13 protein-coding genes and 1 pseudogene are annotated in these 15,219 nt (G+C 72.8%); 4 read left to right on the forward strand and 10 right to left on the reverse strand.

Going from position 1 to position 15,219, the window contains the following annotated elements:
* Positions 1–120 precede the first annotated feature (120 nt).
* Together ACSDG8_RS22490 and ACSDG8_RS22495 are read left to right on the forward strand one after the other, a co-directional pair.
* A complete protein-coding gene (locus tag ACSDG8_RS22490; RefSeq protein WP_210899545.1) occupies positions 121–1,173 on the forward strand; it encodes a fatty acid desaturase family protein in 1,053 nt (350 codons plus the stop codon).
* A gap of 120 nt (positions 1,174–1,293) precedes the next feature.
* A complete protein-coding gene (locus ACSDG8_RS22495; protein WP_210899543.1) occupies positions 1,294–2,442 on the forward strand; it encodes an FHA domain-containing protein in 1,149 nt (382 codons plus the stop codon).
* Between the two features lie 55 nt (positions 2,443–2,497).
* Here the strand turns inward: ACSDG8_RS22495 and rocD are convergent, their stop codons facing one another.
* The 5 genes from rocD to ACSDG8_RS22520 form a co-directional block, all read right to left on the reverse strand.
* Positions 2,498–3,712, reverse strand: coding sequence for an ornithine--oxo-acid transaminase (rocD, locus tag ACSDG8_RS22500; RefSeq protein ID WP_210899571.1), 1,215 nt, complete (start codon positions 3,710–3,712; stop codon positions 2,498–2,500).
* Positions 3,712–4,527, reverse strand: a complete 816-nt coding sequence (ddaH, locus tag ACSDG8_RS22505; RefSeq protein WP_192900316.1) for a dimethylargininase — start codon at positions 4,525–4,527, stop codon at positions 3,712–3,714. The genes rocD and ddaH overlap by 1 nt, the downstream gene beginning before the upstream one ends.
* A 286-nt stretch (positions 4,528–4,813) precedes the next feature.
* Positions 4,814–5,686 (reverse strand): DUF4190 domain-containing protein, encoded by an 873-nt coding sequence (locus ACSDG8_RS22510; RefSeq protein ID WP_210899541.1) that lies wholly within the window; start codon positions 5,684–5,686, stop codon positions 4,814–4,816.
* A gap of 134 nt (positions 5,687–5,820) precedes the next feature.
* The gene (locus ACSDG8_RS22515) at positions 5,821–7,278 is read right to left on the reverse strand and encodes an RICIN domain-containing protein (RefSeq protein WP_210899539.1); all 1,458 of its coding nucleotides are present in this window, start codon (positions 7,276–7,278) and stop codon (positions 5,821–5,823) included.
* Positions 7,279–7,283: 5 nt separating this feature from the next.
* Positions 7,284–8,030 carry a cellulose binding domain-containing protein gene (locus ACSDG8_RS22520; protein ID WP_210899537.1) on the reverse strand — a complete coding sequence of 249 codons (747 nt, stop codon included), beginning with the start codon at positions 8,028–8,030 and terminating at the stop codon, positions 7,284–7,286.
* A 276-nt stretch (positions 8,031–8,306) separates the two neighbouring features.
* On the opposite strand from ACSDG8_RS22520, the gene ACSDG8_RS22525 reads away from it, so the two are divergent.
* Positions 8,307–9,116 (forward strand): Fpg/Nei family DNA glycosylase, encoded by an 810-nt coding sequence (locus tag ACSDG8_RS22525; RefSeq protein ID WP_210899535.1) that lies wholly within the window; start codon positions 8,307–8,309, stop codon positions 9,114–9,116.
* A gap of 1 nt (position 9,117) precedes the next feature.
* Here the strand turns inward: ACSDG8_RS22525 and ACSDG8_RS22530 are convergent, their stop codons facing one another.
* From ACSDG8_RS22530 to ACSDG8_RS22540, 3 genes are all read right to left on the reverse strand, one after another.
* Positions 9,118–9,990, reverse strand: a complete 873-nt coding sequence (locus ACSDG8_RS22530; protein ID WP_210899533.1) for an aminoglycoside phosphotransferase family protein — start codon at positions 9,988–9,990, stop codon at positions 9,118–9,120.
* Between the two features lie 853 nt (positions 9,991–10,843).
* Positions 10,844–12,004, reverse strand: a complete 1,161-nt coding sequence (locus tag ACSDG8_RS22535) for a hypothetical protein (RefSeq protein ID WP_210943272.1) — start codon at positions 12,002–12,004, stop codon at positions 10,844–10,846.
* A 295-nt stretch (positions 12,005–12,299) separates the two neighbouring features.
* Entirely contained in the window at positions 12,300–13,043 is a 744-nt protein-coding gene (locus ACSDG8_RS22540) for an outer membrane protein assembly factor BamB family protein (RefSeq protein ID WP_307871214.1), read from the reverse strand.
* A 225-nt stretch (positions 13,044–13,268) separates the two neighbouring features.
* Between ACSDG8_RS22540 and ACSDG8_RS22545 the strand changes: the two genes are divergently transcribed.
* Positions 13,269–13,580 (forward strand): hypothetical protein, encoded by a 312-nt coding sequence (locus ACSDG8_RS22545; protein WP_439427216.1) that lies wholly within the window; start codon positions 13,269–13,271, stop codon positions 13,578–13,580.
* Here ACSDG8_RS22545 and ACSDG8_RS22550 read toward each other — a convergent pair.
* Positions 13,562–13,720, reverse strand: a pseudogene (locus ACSDG8_RS22550) (WGR domain-containing protein); the annotation flags it as partial. The gene ACSDG8_RS22545 and the pseudogene ACSDG8_RS22550 overlap by 19 nt on opposite strands.
* Before the next feature lie 125 nt (positions 13,721–13,845).
* Positions 13,846–15,219: an FAD-dependent oxidoreductase gene (locus tag ACSDG8_RS22555; protein ID WP_210899529.1), complete on the reverse strand. Its 1,374-nt coding sequence runs from the start codon at positions 15,217–15,219 to the stop codon at positions 13,846–13,848.

The raw sequence follows: 15,219 nt of genomic DNA on the forward strand, positions 1-15,219 counted from the left end.
GGGTAGGGACAGCACCACCTTCGAGTCGGGGGTATGCGGGATTACCCACCGCGACCGTCATTGGCAGAATCGGTGACGGAGAGTCGCGTACGAGGCGTGGCTCGCGGCATCGGGGGCGACATGACTTCTCCCACGTCGACGGAACCCGCGGCACGGCGGGGCAGCGACTACGCGCGGTTGTCCCGCCGGATCGCCGGGGCGGGACTGCTCGAGCGGCGGCCCGGCCGGTACGCGCTGCGGATCGCGCTCACCCTGGGCGCCTTCGTGGCCGGCTGGGTCGTGGTGGCGCTCGTCGGCGACTCGTGGTGGCAGTTGCCGCTGGCAGTGGTGATGGCGGTGGCGACCACTCAGGTGGCGTTCCTCGGCCACGACGCCGGGCACCGGCAGATGTTCCGGCGGCGCGGGCCCAGCGAGGCGGCCGGGCTGGTCGCCGGCAACCTCGCCGTCGGGCTCAGCTACGGCTGGTGGGTGGACAAGCACAACCGCCACCACGCCAACCCGAACCACGCCGACGAGGACCCGGACGTCGGCGCGGGCGCGCTGGTCTGGACGTACGAGCAGGCCACCGCCACGCGCGGCCTGAGCCGGTGGATGGCCCGCCGCCAGGCGTGGCTGTTCTTCCCGCTGCTGCTGCTGGAAGGGCTGGCGCTGCACGTGGCGAGCGTGCGGGCGCTCGTCGGCCGGGAGCCGGACGGGCGGTGGCGGGTGCCGATGCGGCACCGCGCGGTGGAAGGACTGCTGCTCGCCGCGCACGCCGCCGGCTACCTCGGGCTGCTGTTCGCGGTGATGTCACCGGGCAAGGCGCTGCTGTTCGCCGCCGTGCACCAGGGACTGTGGGGGCTTTACATGGGCTGCGCGTTCGCCCCGAACCACAAGGGCATGCCGATGCCGACCGACGAGGACGACCTCGACTACCTGCGTAAGCAGGTGCTCACCTCGCGCAATGTACGCGGTGGCCGGATCGTCGACCTGGCGCTCGGCGGCCTGAACTACCAGATCGAGCACCACCTCTTCCCGAACATGCCCCGCGCCAACCTGCGCCGCGCCCGGCCGCTGGTCATGGCGTACTGCGCCGAGCAGGGCGTCCCGTACGCGGAAACCGGGCTGATCGAGTCGTACCGGCAGGCGCTGGCGCACCTGCACGACGTCGGCCGCCCGCTGCGCGCGGGCTGACCCGGCCGGCTGCCGGTAGGGTCGTCGCATGGTGGAGGGCGCGCCACGGTGGTGGCGCGCGGCGCGGCAGGGCGAACCGCCCCGGCCGCGTCACGGGACGACATCGTGCGGAGCTGCGGCATGAGATTCGAGATCAGCAAGGTGCTCGACGCCATCGAGGGACGGGTCTGCACCGATCCGTCGCTGGCCCGGGCCGTGGTCGACCTGGCCGAGGTCATCCGCTGGCAGAACCTGGACGGCGGTCGGCCGGCCAGCCTGCTGCGGCTCGGCATGGTGATCGACGCGCTGTCCCGGCAGATCGGTGAGGACAGCGTCCCGGTCTACGCGATCGTGCACCGGGCGCTGCTGTCCGACGCCGACCTGACCTCCAACGAGCGGATGGTCGTGCGCCGCTGGGCCGACGACGGCCTGGTGGAGGTGCTCGACCAGCCCGGTGACCGGATGCTGGAGGTCGCCGACCTGCTGGGCCTGCCGGTGCTCACCCGGGCCCGGCTGGACGGGCTGGTCGGCCGGTACCCGTGGCTCGGGCAGGCCGGGCGCGTGCTCGCCCCGGTGCCCGGCGCCGGTGGGCCGGTCTTCATCGCGCACGTCGGCGGCGGCCAGGACCCGGCCACCGGCAGCCGCTCACCGGCGGGCGTCAAGCTGCTCTCCCGGAAGTGGCGCTGCCCCGAGCCGGGCTGCGCGCTGTTCGGCGGCGGCGGGGGCGGCGGCGCGTTCGCCGACCTGGCGGCAGTGGACCGGGTGCCGGCCGAGCAGCCGCCGCCCACGCTGCGCACCGGCGCGCCGACCTGCCCCCGGCACGGCGCGCGGCTCTCCGACGCCGGTCCGCGCCCGCGTACCGAGGTGCTCGCGGTGCGCATCGGCGGGCTGGTGCGTAAGCGGTTCGTGCTCACCGAGACCGAGCCGGTGCCGGTCGGCCGGGCGCCGGAGGGGCCGGGCGCGGTGACCCTGGGCCAGTGGCTCAACGACGAGGCGCGGCGCTGGATCAGCCGCAGCCACATCCGGCTGGAGCTGCGCGTGGGCGAGGTGGTGGTGACCGACACCAGCACCAACGGCTCCGGCGTACGACCGGGCGGCTCGATGGCGGAGAACGAGCGGATCGCCCTGCCGCCGCAGCAGTCCCGGGTGCTCGCCGAGGGCGACCTGATCGAGCTGTACCCGGGCGTGCAGGTGGGTCGCGCCGCCCAGATGAGCAGCGACGCCACGTACACCCCGAACTCGGTGATGGCCGAGGCGCCGACCATGGCGATGCGGCTGCCACGCCAGTGACCGCACGCGAAGGCGCCGGGACCGTCGTGGTCCCGGCGCCTTCTCGCGTACGGCCTCAGGCGGCCAGCACGGCGGCGAGCTGCGCCACCGCGTGGTCGATCTCCTCTTCGGTGATCACCAGCGGCGGGGCGAGCCGGATGGTCGAGCCGTGCGTGTCCTTGGCCAGCACACCCCGCTCCATCAGCAGCTCGCACGCCTGCCGGCCGGTCATCAGCGCCGGGTCGATGTCCAGCCCGGCCCACAGGCCGCGCCCGCGTACCGCCACCAGGCCCTTGCCGATCAGGCCGCGCAGGCCGGCGTGCAGCCGCTCGCCCAGCTCGGCCGAGCGCCGCTGGAACTCGCCGGTGGCCAGCAGCCGGACCACCTCGGTCGCGACCGCGCAGGCCAGCGGGTTGCCGCCGAACGTCGAGCCGTGCTGGCCCGGCTGGAGCACGCCGAGCACGTCGGCGTTCGCGGCGACCGCCGACACCGGCACGATGCCGCCGCCGAGCGCCTTGCCCAGCAGGTACATGTCCGGCTCGACGCCCTCGTGCTCGCAGGCGAACGTCGCGCCGGTGCGCCCCAGACCCGACTGGATCTCGTCGGCCACGAACAGCACGTTGCGCTCGGTGCAGACCCGGCGCACGCCCGGCAGGTAGCCCTCCGGCGGCACCACGACGCCCTGCTCACCCTGGATCGGCTCCAGCAGCACGGCCACCGTGTTCTCGTCGATCGCCGCGGTCAGCGCGGCCAGGTCGCCGTAGGGGACCACTGTGAAACCCGGGGTGTACGGCCCGAAGTCGGCCCGCGCGTCCTCGTCGGTGGAGAAGCTGACGATGGTGGTCGTACGGCCGTGGAAGTTGCCCTCCGCCACCACGATGTTGGCCTGGCCCGGCGTGACGCCCTTGACCTGGTAGCCCCACTTGCGGGCGACCTTGATGCCGGTCTCCACCGCCTCGGCGCCGGTGTTCATCGGCAGCACCAGGTCCTTGCCGCAGAGCGCGGCCAGCTCCCGGCAGAAGTCGGCGAACTGGTCGTGGATGAACGCGCGGCTGGTGAGCGTGAGCCGGTCGAGCTGCGCGTGCGCGGCCTCGATCAGCTTCGGATGCCGGTGGCCGAAGTTCAGCGCCGAGTATCCGGCCAGGCAGTCCAGGTAGCGGCGGCCGTCCACGTCGGTCAGCCAGGCGCCCTCGGCCGACGAGATCACCACGGGCAGCGGGTGGTAGTTGTGCGCCGTGTGACGCTCCGCGTCCCGGACCGCGGACGGAGTCCGCAGCATGTCGTCGATGATCACTTGCTCGCCTTTCCCTGACGGAGTCGCAACGTGCAGCACTTCGGTCCGCCGCCGGCCTTGCGCAGCTCGGACAGGTCGATCCCGATGGTCTCGTAGCCCCGGTCGCGCAGCTTCGCGGCGAGGTCGGTGGCCTGCGCGGGCAGCACCACGTGCCGGCCGTCGCTGACCGCGTTCAGCCCCAGCACCTCGGCGTCGGCCATGGTGGCGTGGACCGCGTCCGGGAACAGCCGGCGCAGCACCGCCCGGCTGCCGGGGGAGAACGCCTCCGGCAGGTACGCCACGGTGCGCTCGTCGAGCACGGTGAGCGCGGTGTCCAGGTGGTAGAAGCGGGGGTCCACCAGCTGCATGGTCACCACCGGATAGCCGAAGGTCTCCTGGAGCTGCGCGTGCGAGGCGTGCGCGGTGCGGAACCCGGTGCCGGCGAGCAGGTGGTCACCGGCCAGCAGGACGTCGCCCTCGCCCTCGTTGACGTGCTTCGGGTCGTACATCTCGAAGCCGGCGGCCTCGAACCAGGCCCGGTACGCGGGCGCCTCGTCGGCGCGCTGCGGGTCGCGGAACTGCACCGCCATGGCCTTGTCGTCGATCACGGTGCCGCCGTTGGCGGCGAAGACCATGTCCGGCAGGCCGGCGACCGGCTCGATCAGCTCGACCTCGTGGCCCAGGTCGAGGTACGTGCGGCGAAGCTGCTCCCACTGCCGGATCGCCAGGTCGGCGTCGACCGGGGCGGTGGGGTCCATCCACGGGTTGATCGCGTAGTCGACGGCGAAGTACGTCGGCCGGCACATCAGAAAGCGCTGGCGGATGGCGTCCATCGTCATGTCGTGCTCCCAGAGTCGGGCGCGCCCGGCCACCGTCGGCCCACGGGCTGGCGCCGTGGTCCAACGTTATGCGGCCCGGGTAGACGATATCCACCGCGAGAAGTTGCGTTCGGCAGCGAATCGTTGCGTTGAACCGGTCAGCAGCGAACGATCATTGCGTCGACGCCGGACACACTTCGGGGGCGGCGAACCGCCGCCCCCGAAAGAGGTGTTGCCCGGCCGGTGAACCACCAGAACTGATCGGGCTGGCCGGCCCTGCCGGCGATCGGGACAGTGCCCGTCAGAACCAGCTGCCAAACTGTGAATCAAGCCACTCGCGGAAGCGGCCCACCCAGTCGCCGTCGGTGGTCGGCCAGTCGAACTGGCCGGTCATCGCCACGATGCCGAGCACCACGGCGGCCAGGCCGACCGCGATGCCGATGAGCGCGTCGGTCTTGCCCGCCACGTGCCGGCGACGGGTGGCGATCAGACCCAGCACGGCCAGCACCGCGCCGGCCGCGCCGACGCCGATGCCGTACCCGGCGAGCGTGCCGGAGAGCACGAACAGCGCGCCGACCACCGACACGATCAGGCCGAGCGTGGCGAGCAGGCTGGCCCGGGGACGCTTCGTGGTGTACGGCTCCGGGCGGTCCACCCGGCCGTCGCCGTCGGTGTCCGTACCGTCGGGGCGGCCGTCCCGGTCCAGGTCGGTGCGGTCGGTGCGGCCGTCGCGGTCCAGGTCGGTGGTGCGCTCGGCGACCGGCGCCGCGCCGGCGGTCCGCGCGTCGGTCACCGGAACGGTCCGCGTGTCGGCATCGGTCCGGCGGCCGGTGACCGCACGCGCTGCCGCGCCCCGGTCCGCCGCCCGCCGCCGCGCCTCCGCGTCCCGCTCGTCGTCGGCCGCCGCGATCCGGCCGTCGGTCGTGGTGGTCGCCGTCCGGCCGTCGGTGGCCGCGCCGAGGTCGCGTGCGTCCCGGTCGGTCGCCGCGTCCCGGGCGCGCTCGTCGTCGGTGGCGGTGGCGGCGCTGCGGTACGTGGTCCGCTCCTCGTCGCGGTCGGTGACCACGGGCCGGTCGGCCGGCTGCTCGGCAGTCCGGTCGCGCTCGTCGACGACGCCGTCGCCGTTGGTATCGGTACTGGTCGCCGGAGAGTTCCGGCGGGACAAGATCTTCACGATGGCACCTCCTGATCCAGGCGCGGAGGCCGCGCATGACATGCAGGAAGTACCCAGGTGTGCCGAAATCGACACCCGCGACCCGCTCCGCACGCTCCGGCGACCCGGCCGGAGCGTGCGGAGATCGCCTCTGGTCAGGACACGGTGCGTGACCACTGCTGGTTGGTGCCGGCGCCGCAGGTGTACTGCTGGACGTCCGCGCCGTCGCCGGTGCCGGCGTTGACGACGTCCAGGCACTTGCCGCTGTGCCGGGCCCGTAGCTGGAACCAGCCGTCGCGCGCGGCCCACTGCCACTGCTGGTTGGCGCCGCTGCCGCAGGTGTACTGGATGATGTTGGCGCCGTCGGCGGTGCTCGCGTTGGCGACGTCGAGACACTTTCCGCTCGCCGCGTTGACGAGGCGGAACCAGCCGTCGCCGGCGTCCTGGAACTCCCACCTCTGGTTCCCGCCGCCGTTCCAGCTCCACTGCTTGACCTCGGCGTTGTTCGCGGTGGAGCCGTTGATCACGTCCAGCACCCGGCCGCTGTGCCGGGCCGTGACGCGGTAGTACGCCGGGGAGTTGCCGGTGACGGTGCCCGCCGCCGCGTCGATGGTGACGGACGGATACCAGGTCAGGCTCATGCTGGTGGCGGTCGGGAAGCTGATCGGCAGCCAGACGTACTGGGAGTCGTTGGCCGGGCCGCCCCACGCCCCGGCCCACCTGTCACCCAGATAGAGGTAGCTGGTGCCGGAGGTGCCCTGGATCGGCAGCACGTACGCCGGCTGGGAGTTGAACGTGGTGCCGTTGCCCACGTCCGTCCAGCCGCTCCACGGGCCCGAGATGCTCGGCGCGGTGGCGTACCGGGCCTGGTTCGGGCTCCAGCCCGTCGCCCCAGACGTCAGCAGGAAGTAGGTGCTGCCCCGCTTGAACATCGCCGGCGCCTCGCGATGCGCGCCGTCCCAGAAGTTGCCCACCAGGGTGGCCACGTTGAGATAGTCCGACGTGAGCCGGTAGATGTTCAGGTCGTAGTTGTCGTCGGCCGCCGAGATCATGTACGCGGTGCCGTTGTCGTTGTAGAGCGTGATGTCCCGGGACATGTGCTGCCCGAGCGGCCGGAAGCTGCCGTGGTACGTGTAGTTGCCGTCCACGGTGGACGACGAGGCGACCGCCGCCCGCGCCTCGTTGTAGTCGGATCCGTTCTCCTTGTGCATCCACATCACGAACCGGCCGGTGCCGGCGTTGTAGATGACCTTCGGCCGCTCGATGTTGGCGACCCGCAGCTCGGCGGCCGACGCCTGGGTGAGCACGTTGTTGCGGAACTCCCACGTGCGCAGGTCCGTCGACCGGTAGACGGAGACCGCCCGGAACGTGTTGTCCGGGTTGCGGTTCTCGCCGAACCAGTAGTAGTAGTCGCCGACCTTGAGCACGCCGCCGCCGTGGGCGTGCACCACGGCGCCGGTGGTGTCAGTGAACTGGGTGCCGTTCGTGACTGTCACCGGCGCCGCCAGCGCGCCCGCCGCCGGTCCCAGCACCGTCGCCGCCAGGGCCACGACGAGCCCCAGCCCTGCCGCCAGCAGACGGCCGCTGCCGCCGGGCCGTGTCGTCCACCCCATGGCGGTCACCGCCCGCAGACCGGTGTGATGGCGGCGGGCGTCACGCCGGCCGCCACGAGCAGGCCGAACGTGGTCGAAGCGCCGGGTGCCAGCGTCCCGTTCCAGGAGGCGTTGCGGACCGCGACGTCCTGGCCGGCGCCCTCGGCCACCCCGCCCCAGATCGACTGGATGCGCTCGTCACCGGACCACCGCCACGAGACCAGCCAGCTTGGTACCGGCTCGGCGCCGTCGTTGCGGACCGTCACCGTGGCCACGAAGCCGCTGCCCCACCTGCTGTCGATGGTGGCCGTCGCGGAGCAGAGCGACAGCGTGCGCGCCGGTCCGCCGATCACGTACGGGTCCCGCCCGCCCTTGGTGTCGCCGAAGCGGAACCAGTACTCGGTACCAGGGGTCAGGCCGTCGATCGTCACCTTCCCCGACCGTTCCGGCCCGGTGACCGCCTCGGCCACCGGGTCGCGCCACGCGGTGGCGTCCTCCCGGCTGGCGAAGAGGCTGACGAGGAGCGGCGGGTCGTAGCCGCAGGGCGGGCTGAGCACCATCCAGTAGGTGATGGTGACGCTGGTCGTGGTGGCCCCGGTCACCTGGCCGGTCACCGGCAGCGCCGGCGGGCACGCGAACGTGGGCGTCGGGGTCGGCGTCGCCGCCGTGAGCGTCATCGTCGTGGTGGCGGGCGACCGGTCGGCGCCGGCCGAGGCGGCCAGGCCGGTGAGGGCGAGGGCGGCGGCCAGTGTCGCGCCGAGCGTACGGAGCATCTGTTTCTCCCGAGCTGGGGGCGCCGGGGGCGGTCGGCGCCGGAGTGGTGGTGGACCGCGATGTCGCCGCCGTAGCGGCACGGCGGAATGCCGGAACGACTGCCCGGCACCGGGGTGGCACATCACCCCGCGCTTGTCCCTCCGGCGAGATCGAGCAGCTCGCACTGGCTCCCGAGCGCTACCGCCGCCAGTCTTTCAGTCGACGAACATCGATTCAATGTCGTCCCAGGACCCGAAGTCGCCGGCGGTACGATCCGCTGGCTACGCTTGGCCGTTGTGCCAGAGGGACACACCATCCACCGCCTCGCCGCCCGGCACGCCGAGATGTTCGTGGGCGACAAGGTGCACGCAGACAGCCCGCAGGGGCGCTTCGCCGAAGGCGCGGCCCGCCTCAGCGGCACCGTCCTGGACGGCACCGAGGCGTACGGCAAGCACCTGCTGCACCACTACGCCGGCGAGATGACGCTGCACGTACACCTGGGTCTGTACGGGAAGTTCGCCGACGGGCCCGGGGATCCGCCGGCCCCGGTCGGGCAGGTGCGGCTGCGCCTGCACAGCGACCGGAACTGGCTGGAGCTGCGCGGCCCGACCGCCTGCGAACTGCTGACCCCGCCCGAGGTGGCGGCGCTGCGCGACCGGCTCGGACCGGACCCGCTGCGCGCCGACGCCGACCCCGACCGGGCGTACGCGCGGATCCGGCGCAGCCCCACCCCGCTCGCCGCACTGCTGCTGGACCAGTCGGTGGTGGCCGGCACCGGCCTGATCTTCGTGACCGAGGCGCTGTTCCGGGCCGGCCTGCCGCCGCTGCTGCCCGGCCGCGACCTGAGCGCGGGCGGCTGGGCCGAACTCTGGGCGGACCTGGTGACGCTGATGACCCGCGCGGTCGAGCGGGGCCGGATCGACACGGTGCGCGACGCCGACCTGCCCGAGGTCACCGGCCGGGCACCGCGCGTCGACCGGCACGGTGGCGAGGTGTACGTCTACCGCCGCCCCGGCGCGCCCTGCCACGTCTGCGGCACCGAGGTGAGGCGTGGCACGCTGGCCGGACGCAACCTGTACTGGTGCCCCACCTGCCAGGCGGGCTGACTCACATCTCGTCGAGCAGCCAGCGGGCCGCCTCGACGTTGCCGGGGAAGACCTGGTCGCCGCCGATGCTCCAGGCCACCGTCTGGCCGATCGCCCAGCCGCGTACCCGTTCCCGGTCCAGGCCCAGCTCGGCGCTGAGACGGTCGAGCCGGTGCCGGACCGCCGCGGGGGAGTGGCCCAGTTCGGCGCCGCGCACCAGCGGCACCACCGCGAACTCCCGCTCGCCGACCAGCGGCTTCGGGTCGATGACCAGCCACGGCTCGCGTCCGGCCGCCAGGACGTTGCCGGCGTGCAGGTCCTGGTTGACCAGCACCTGCTCACCCTGGCTCGGCGCCAGGTCGGCGAGCAGCCCCAGCGCGGCGTCGAGCAGCCGCCGCTCGTACGGGCGGTTGGCCCGCTGCCAGTTGCCCGGCATCCGCTCCGCCCAGCCGGCCGCCTCCTCGGCGAGCGGAGTGAACGGCGGTCCGGCCGGCACCCCGAGGCGGGGCAGCAGACCGACCGCCACGTCCAGCGCGGCGTCGAGCGGCAGGCCGTACAGCGGGGTGCCGGGGTCGCAGCGCTCGACCAGCAGCGCGCGCCGGCTCGCGTCATGGGCGAGCAGCCGGATCGCGCCCCGGCCGTCCCAGTGCGCCAACGCGGTGGCCTCGTGACGGCTGTCGTCGTCCGGGTACTGGAGCTTCAGCACCGCTCGCGTCCCGTCGGGCAGCGTCGCGGGCAGCGCCAGGGACGCGAACGCGTACCCGAACGGCGGCCCGACCGTCAGCTCCCACCGCGCGACGCACGTGGCGAGCTGGTCCGGCAGCTCCGCGAGCCACGCCCGCCCGGTCTCCGTCCGCTCGACCCAGCGCAGGCTCTCGGGAATGTCACACCGCATCCGGTCATCCTGGCCGAGCGAAGCACCCGGCGCCGCCCGGCCCTCTCCCGGGTGCGCCGAACCTGCTCGCTGGCGAGGACGTTTCGCGGCATGTGCGACGCGCACGCAGAGGAGACGCCGCTCGCGGCCGCCCGGCCATCGCCGGCGTGACCGGCGAGGCAAGATCAGCCCGACTGTGATCGTGTCAGCGTCTTCGACTCCCGGAACGTCCCCGGTGGGCCTGAATCCTCCAAGATCCCCATCAGCGCGCTCACTGGACGCGGACAAGCCGAACAGAAGACCCCCGCCGTGGCTTGATCGACTGCATCTCTCCGAAGTGGCGGCATCATCGTCCATGATCAACACCAGCTCGCCGAGATGGTGGTATCGCAGAGCTGTTGATGCCGCCACTCCGGCGAGCTGGTGTTGATCAAGCTGGATCGCGGCTGTCGGCCTGCGGGCACCACTCGGCACCGGCGTTGACCAAGGAGTTCGTGTCACCGGAGCGCCAGGAATCTGCCCCTAACTCCTTGATCAGCGGGCCGGCGTTGAGGGGTGCGGGTGCGGGTGCGGGTGCGGGTGCGGGTGCGGGCGGGGGCGAGGGGTGCCGCGCTCGGTGCTGGCCGTGCCGCGCCAGCTGAGTCGACGCCGAGATCCTCGCTAGCTTGCGGACCGGCGACGGTGTGACTCGGCGCCGGGGAGCCGGGCCGGGGCAGTCGTCGTGCCCGGCCCGGTACCCGTCGGCATTCTGCCTGTCCGGCCTTCCGTCCGCCCGGCCTTTCGCCCGCCCGTCCGTCCGCCCGGCCTTCCGTCCGCCCGTCCGTCCGTCCGTCCGTCCGGGACAGTCGTCCTGCCCGGCCTACCGCCCGTTGGTCTATCGCCTGGTCGGGGTCGGGGTCGGGGTCGGTCGGCGCCGGCGGGCCAGCAGCATCAGAGCGGCACCGACGACCAGGAGAGCCGTACCGCCGGCCACCAGCGGCGCGGTGGCGGGACCTGTGATCGGCAGCCCTCCGGTGCCTCCGCCTCCGACGGTGCCACCGCCTCCGCCACCGCCCGGCGAGGGCTCGCTGCTGGGTGCCGCCACGCGTACGGTGACCACCTCGGACACGCCGACCAGCGCCGGGTCTCCGTTCGGGACGACCACGCGGTAGCGAAAGGTGCCGGGCGTCTTCAGCACGATGGCGATGCGGTACGCGTTGTTATCGCCGTGCGCCCAGCCGGCGGCTACCTTCCGCCACGTCCTGCCCTGGAGTTGCTGGAGTTCGATGTCGATGCTGTCGTCGGGCTTGACCACGCCGGTGAAGGTGACTGTGGTGCCGGGCCTGACAGTGGTGCGGTTCGCTTTCGCCGTGACTGTCGGCTTCACCCGGGGATGGTCGGCCGCGACGACGATGTAGCGCGGTGAGATCTCCGAGGGGGACGGACGGATGATGCCGACGCACTTGAGATAGCGGTCGCCCTTCGGATAGGTCCGGGAGAACGTGCCGTCGGCCTTGGTGGTGCCGTTGGGCTCGCTGTGATACTCGACGCAGAGGTTGTCGGTGCCGAAGAAGATCGGCTGGTTGGCGATGCCCTCGCCGGTGTCCTCGTAGTAGAACCTTCCCGCCACGGTCAGCGGCCCGTCACCGACCAGCGGGTTCGGGGTGAAACGCATGGTGACCGCGGGCCGGTGGGTGCCGGTGACCTTCAGCCTGGTGTCCGCCGAGGCGGACGGGTCGACGTCGAGCCGGTTCCAGGCGGCGTCCGTCGCCACCAGATGGTGGACCTCCCAGGTGCCGTTCCAGGTCGACGGCACGTGGATCGTCGCACTCCAGGTGCCGTCCTGCGGGGTGCCGGCGGTGAGCGACAACTCGGCGCCGTCGGTGCGGTCCGTGCCGACGAGGCGCAGACCGACGTAGGGCATGTTGCCGTTGGCCATCTCGGAGGCCCGGATGACACCGGTGTCGTCGGTCAGGTGCGCGCTCACCGTCACCGGCACCAGGTCGACGCCCGCGACGGAGACCGCGTCGGGGGAGACCGTGACGTCCACAAGCACCGGTGGCGTCTGGTCCGCCGCGGCGGCCGGGGAAGGCGTGGCGGCCGGGGAAGGTGTGGCGGTCGGGGAAGGTGTGGCGGTCGGAGGAGGCGCGGCGGTTGCGGGCGGCGCGGCGACGAGGGCGCCGCCGGGCAGCAGGAGGAGGGCCGTCGCAGCCACGCGCCACACTCGCATGTCGGTGCCCCTTCCGAGGACGATCCGCAACGGAGAGTCGTCTTATCGGCACCGTACTCCGTCGATGCGATGCCGGCTGCCCCGTCGGCCGGTCGATTTGCCGGGATGATCGGCCGGCGGCTCACCGCAGCCGGCGGATGTCCCCGTACGCCCGGTAGAAGCCGCCCCGGCCAGACTCGCGGACCTCGGTGACCAGGAAGCGTGCGCCCGGCTCGCGGATGCCCTTGGGGAACTGCACCGGCCAGTCCCGCCGGTAGCCGTCGGCCAGGACGTGGACGCGCAGCCGGCCGCCCTGCTCGACGCACTGCACCAGCACGCCGTCGCGGTCGTCGGTGGTCACCTCGACCGACGTCCAGGCGGCCGGCTCGGGCATCCGGGCCGGTGCCTTGACGTCGACCACGTCCGGCACGTTGCCCGCCTCGGCCGCCCGGATCGCCGTCTCGCTGGCGTCGATGCAGGCCAGATGGCCGCTCGTGGTGACCACGTAGAGCCGGTTGTCGTGGTACTGCATGGAGTACGCCGAGCCGCAGCCGGTGCCCAGCTTCCACAGCCGGTTGCCGGCCTGGTCGAAGCAGTAGATCGAGGACGCGCTGTCGCCCGCGAACACGTACCGGCCGCCCTCGGCGGTGGCACAGGAGAAGACCGCCGAGTCGCAGCGGTAGACCTGCTCGGCCCGGCCGTCCTTGCGCAGGCGGACCACCTCGCGGGTGCCGGTGCCGGCGAACACGGCGTCGCGTTCCTGCCACCCGAACAGGACCGCCCCGGTGCCGGTGTGCCACAGTTCCCGACCGGTACGCCAGTCGTAGCCGGTGACCCCTGCGAGTGGCCGTGGTAGATCGCATCGGCGTCGCAGCGCACCATCCACGCGGACCGGCCCCGCCCCGGCCGGCGCCAGAGGAACTCGTCCTCGTGGTCGACCGCCGAGATGCCGCCGTCGCGATCGGACACGCCCAGCACGCCGTCGTGGATGTCCAGCCAGTAGATGTCGATCTCGGGCGCGATCGCGTACGCCGCGCGCGGCACCTTGCCGGACAGGTCGTAGACGTTTCCGTCGTCGCAGCCGGCGTAGACCCAGGCGTCGTCGGCGACGATGCACTTCACCCCGTCGGGCAGCCGGACCTGGTTGACCAGCCGGGCTTCGTGGTCGAGCGTGGTGATCACGCCGTGCTCGTTGCCGACCATGCAGTGCCGGTCGTCGACGAAGATGCCGAAGGCGGGGGCGCCCGAGGCGTACCGCCAGAGGACCGGCGCGGTGCGGGCGGTGGAGCGGGTGCTGACGATCTGCCGGCGCGAGACCGTCCGCTTCTGGCGTACGCCGGGCACCGCCGGGGCGTACCCCTTGCGGACCTTCTCGCCGATCTTCTTCGCGGCGGCGGCGCGGGCGCGGGCGTTGTCCGGGTAGGTGCTCGTCTTCACCTGGCCCTGGTCGCCGATGCGCCCGTAGCGCACGGTCATCGCGGTGTCGTCGACCACCACCTCGTAGAACTTGTGCGCTCCACCGTCCACTTCGGACAGTTCGAGGTAGGTCGTCTCCTGGGACATGGGGGTATACCTCCAAGGGGAAGTGCCGGACCGGCAGCGCGCACACGCTAACGCCGGGCACCGACAATTCCGGGTGTTAAGAAGGGGCCCTTCCTCTACCGGAGGCGTTAATAGGGGGCCCTTCCTTACACAGCGGCGAGGGCGTCTACGGCCTTGCGGGCGGCGATCAGCACCGGGTCCCACACCGGGGCGTACGGCGGCGCGTACCCTAGGTCGAGCGCGGTCATCTCGTCCACTGTCATGCCGTTCCACAGCGCCACGGCGAGCGCGTCGATCCGCTTGGCCGCCTCGGACCAGCCGACGATCTGCGCCCCGAGCAACCGCCCGCTGGGCCGCTCGGCGAGCAGCTTGACGGTCATCGGCCGGGAGCCGGGGTAGTAGCCGGCCCGGTTCGTCGACTGCGCCAGCACTGTGACGAACTCGAAGCCGGCCTCCAGCGCGTCCCGCTCGCGCAGCCCGGTGCGGCCCACCTCCAGATCGCAGACCTTGGTGACGGCGGTGCCGATCACGCCGGGGAAGGTGGCGTACCCGCCGCCGATGTTGATGCCGGCGACCCGGCCCTGCTTGTTGGCGTGCGTGCCGAGCGGCACGTGCACGGGCATGCCGCTGACCCGGTGCAGGGACTCCACGCAGTCACCCGCCGCCCAGACGCCGGGCGCGCCCGGCACCCGCATCCGGCGGTCCGTCCGGACGCCGCCGGAGGGGCCGATCGGCAGGCCGGCGGCCTCGGCGAGCGCGGTGTTGGGGCGTACCCCGAGACCCAGCACCACGACGTCCGCCGGGACGGGCCCCTCGTCGGTGACCACAGCGGAGATCCGGCCGTCCCGTTCCTCCAGCCCGGTGACGGTGAGGCCGGTACGGACGCCGATGCCGGTGGCGCGCATCGCCTCGGCCACCAGCTCGCCCATGTCCGGGTCGACAGTGGCCATCGGCTGGTCGGCCTGCTCGACGAGCTGGACGGAGAGCCCGCGCTGCACGAGCGCCTCGGCCATCTCGACGCCGACGTAGCCGCCGCCGACCACCACCGCGCGCCGGGGCCGGGGCTCGCTCTCCAGCCAGTCGATGAGCGCCGCGCCGTCGTCGAGCGTCTGCACGCCGAACACCCCGGCCACGTCGTCGCGCGTCCAGTCCGGTTGCACGGGGGACGCGCCGGTGGCGTACACCAGGGTGTCGAAACCGGCGCGGACCTCGCCGCCGCCGTCCAGGTCCCGCGCGAGCACCTCGCGGCGGTCCAGGTCGATGGCGGTGACCTCGTGCCGGGTACGGACCTCGATGTCGAACTCGTCGCGGAAGGTGGCCGGGGTGCGGGCGACCAGCTGGTCCCGCTCCTGCACCACGCCGCTGACCCAGTAGGGGATGCCGCACGCCGAGTAGGAGGTGAAGTGCCCCCGCTCGAACGCGACGATCTCCAGGTCGGACCGGTCGCGGCGACGCCGCGCCTGCGACGCCGCCGACATGCCGGCGGCGTCGCCGCCGATGACGATCATGCGCTCCGCCAC

The sequence above is a fragment of the Micromonospora sp. LA-10 genome (assembly GCF_051853095.1).
Taxonomy (GTDB): domain Bacteria; phylum Actinomycetota; class Actinomycetes; order Mycobacteriales; family Micromonosporaceae; genus Micromonospora; species Micromonospora echinospora_A.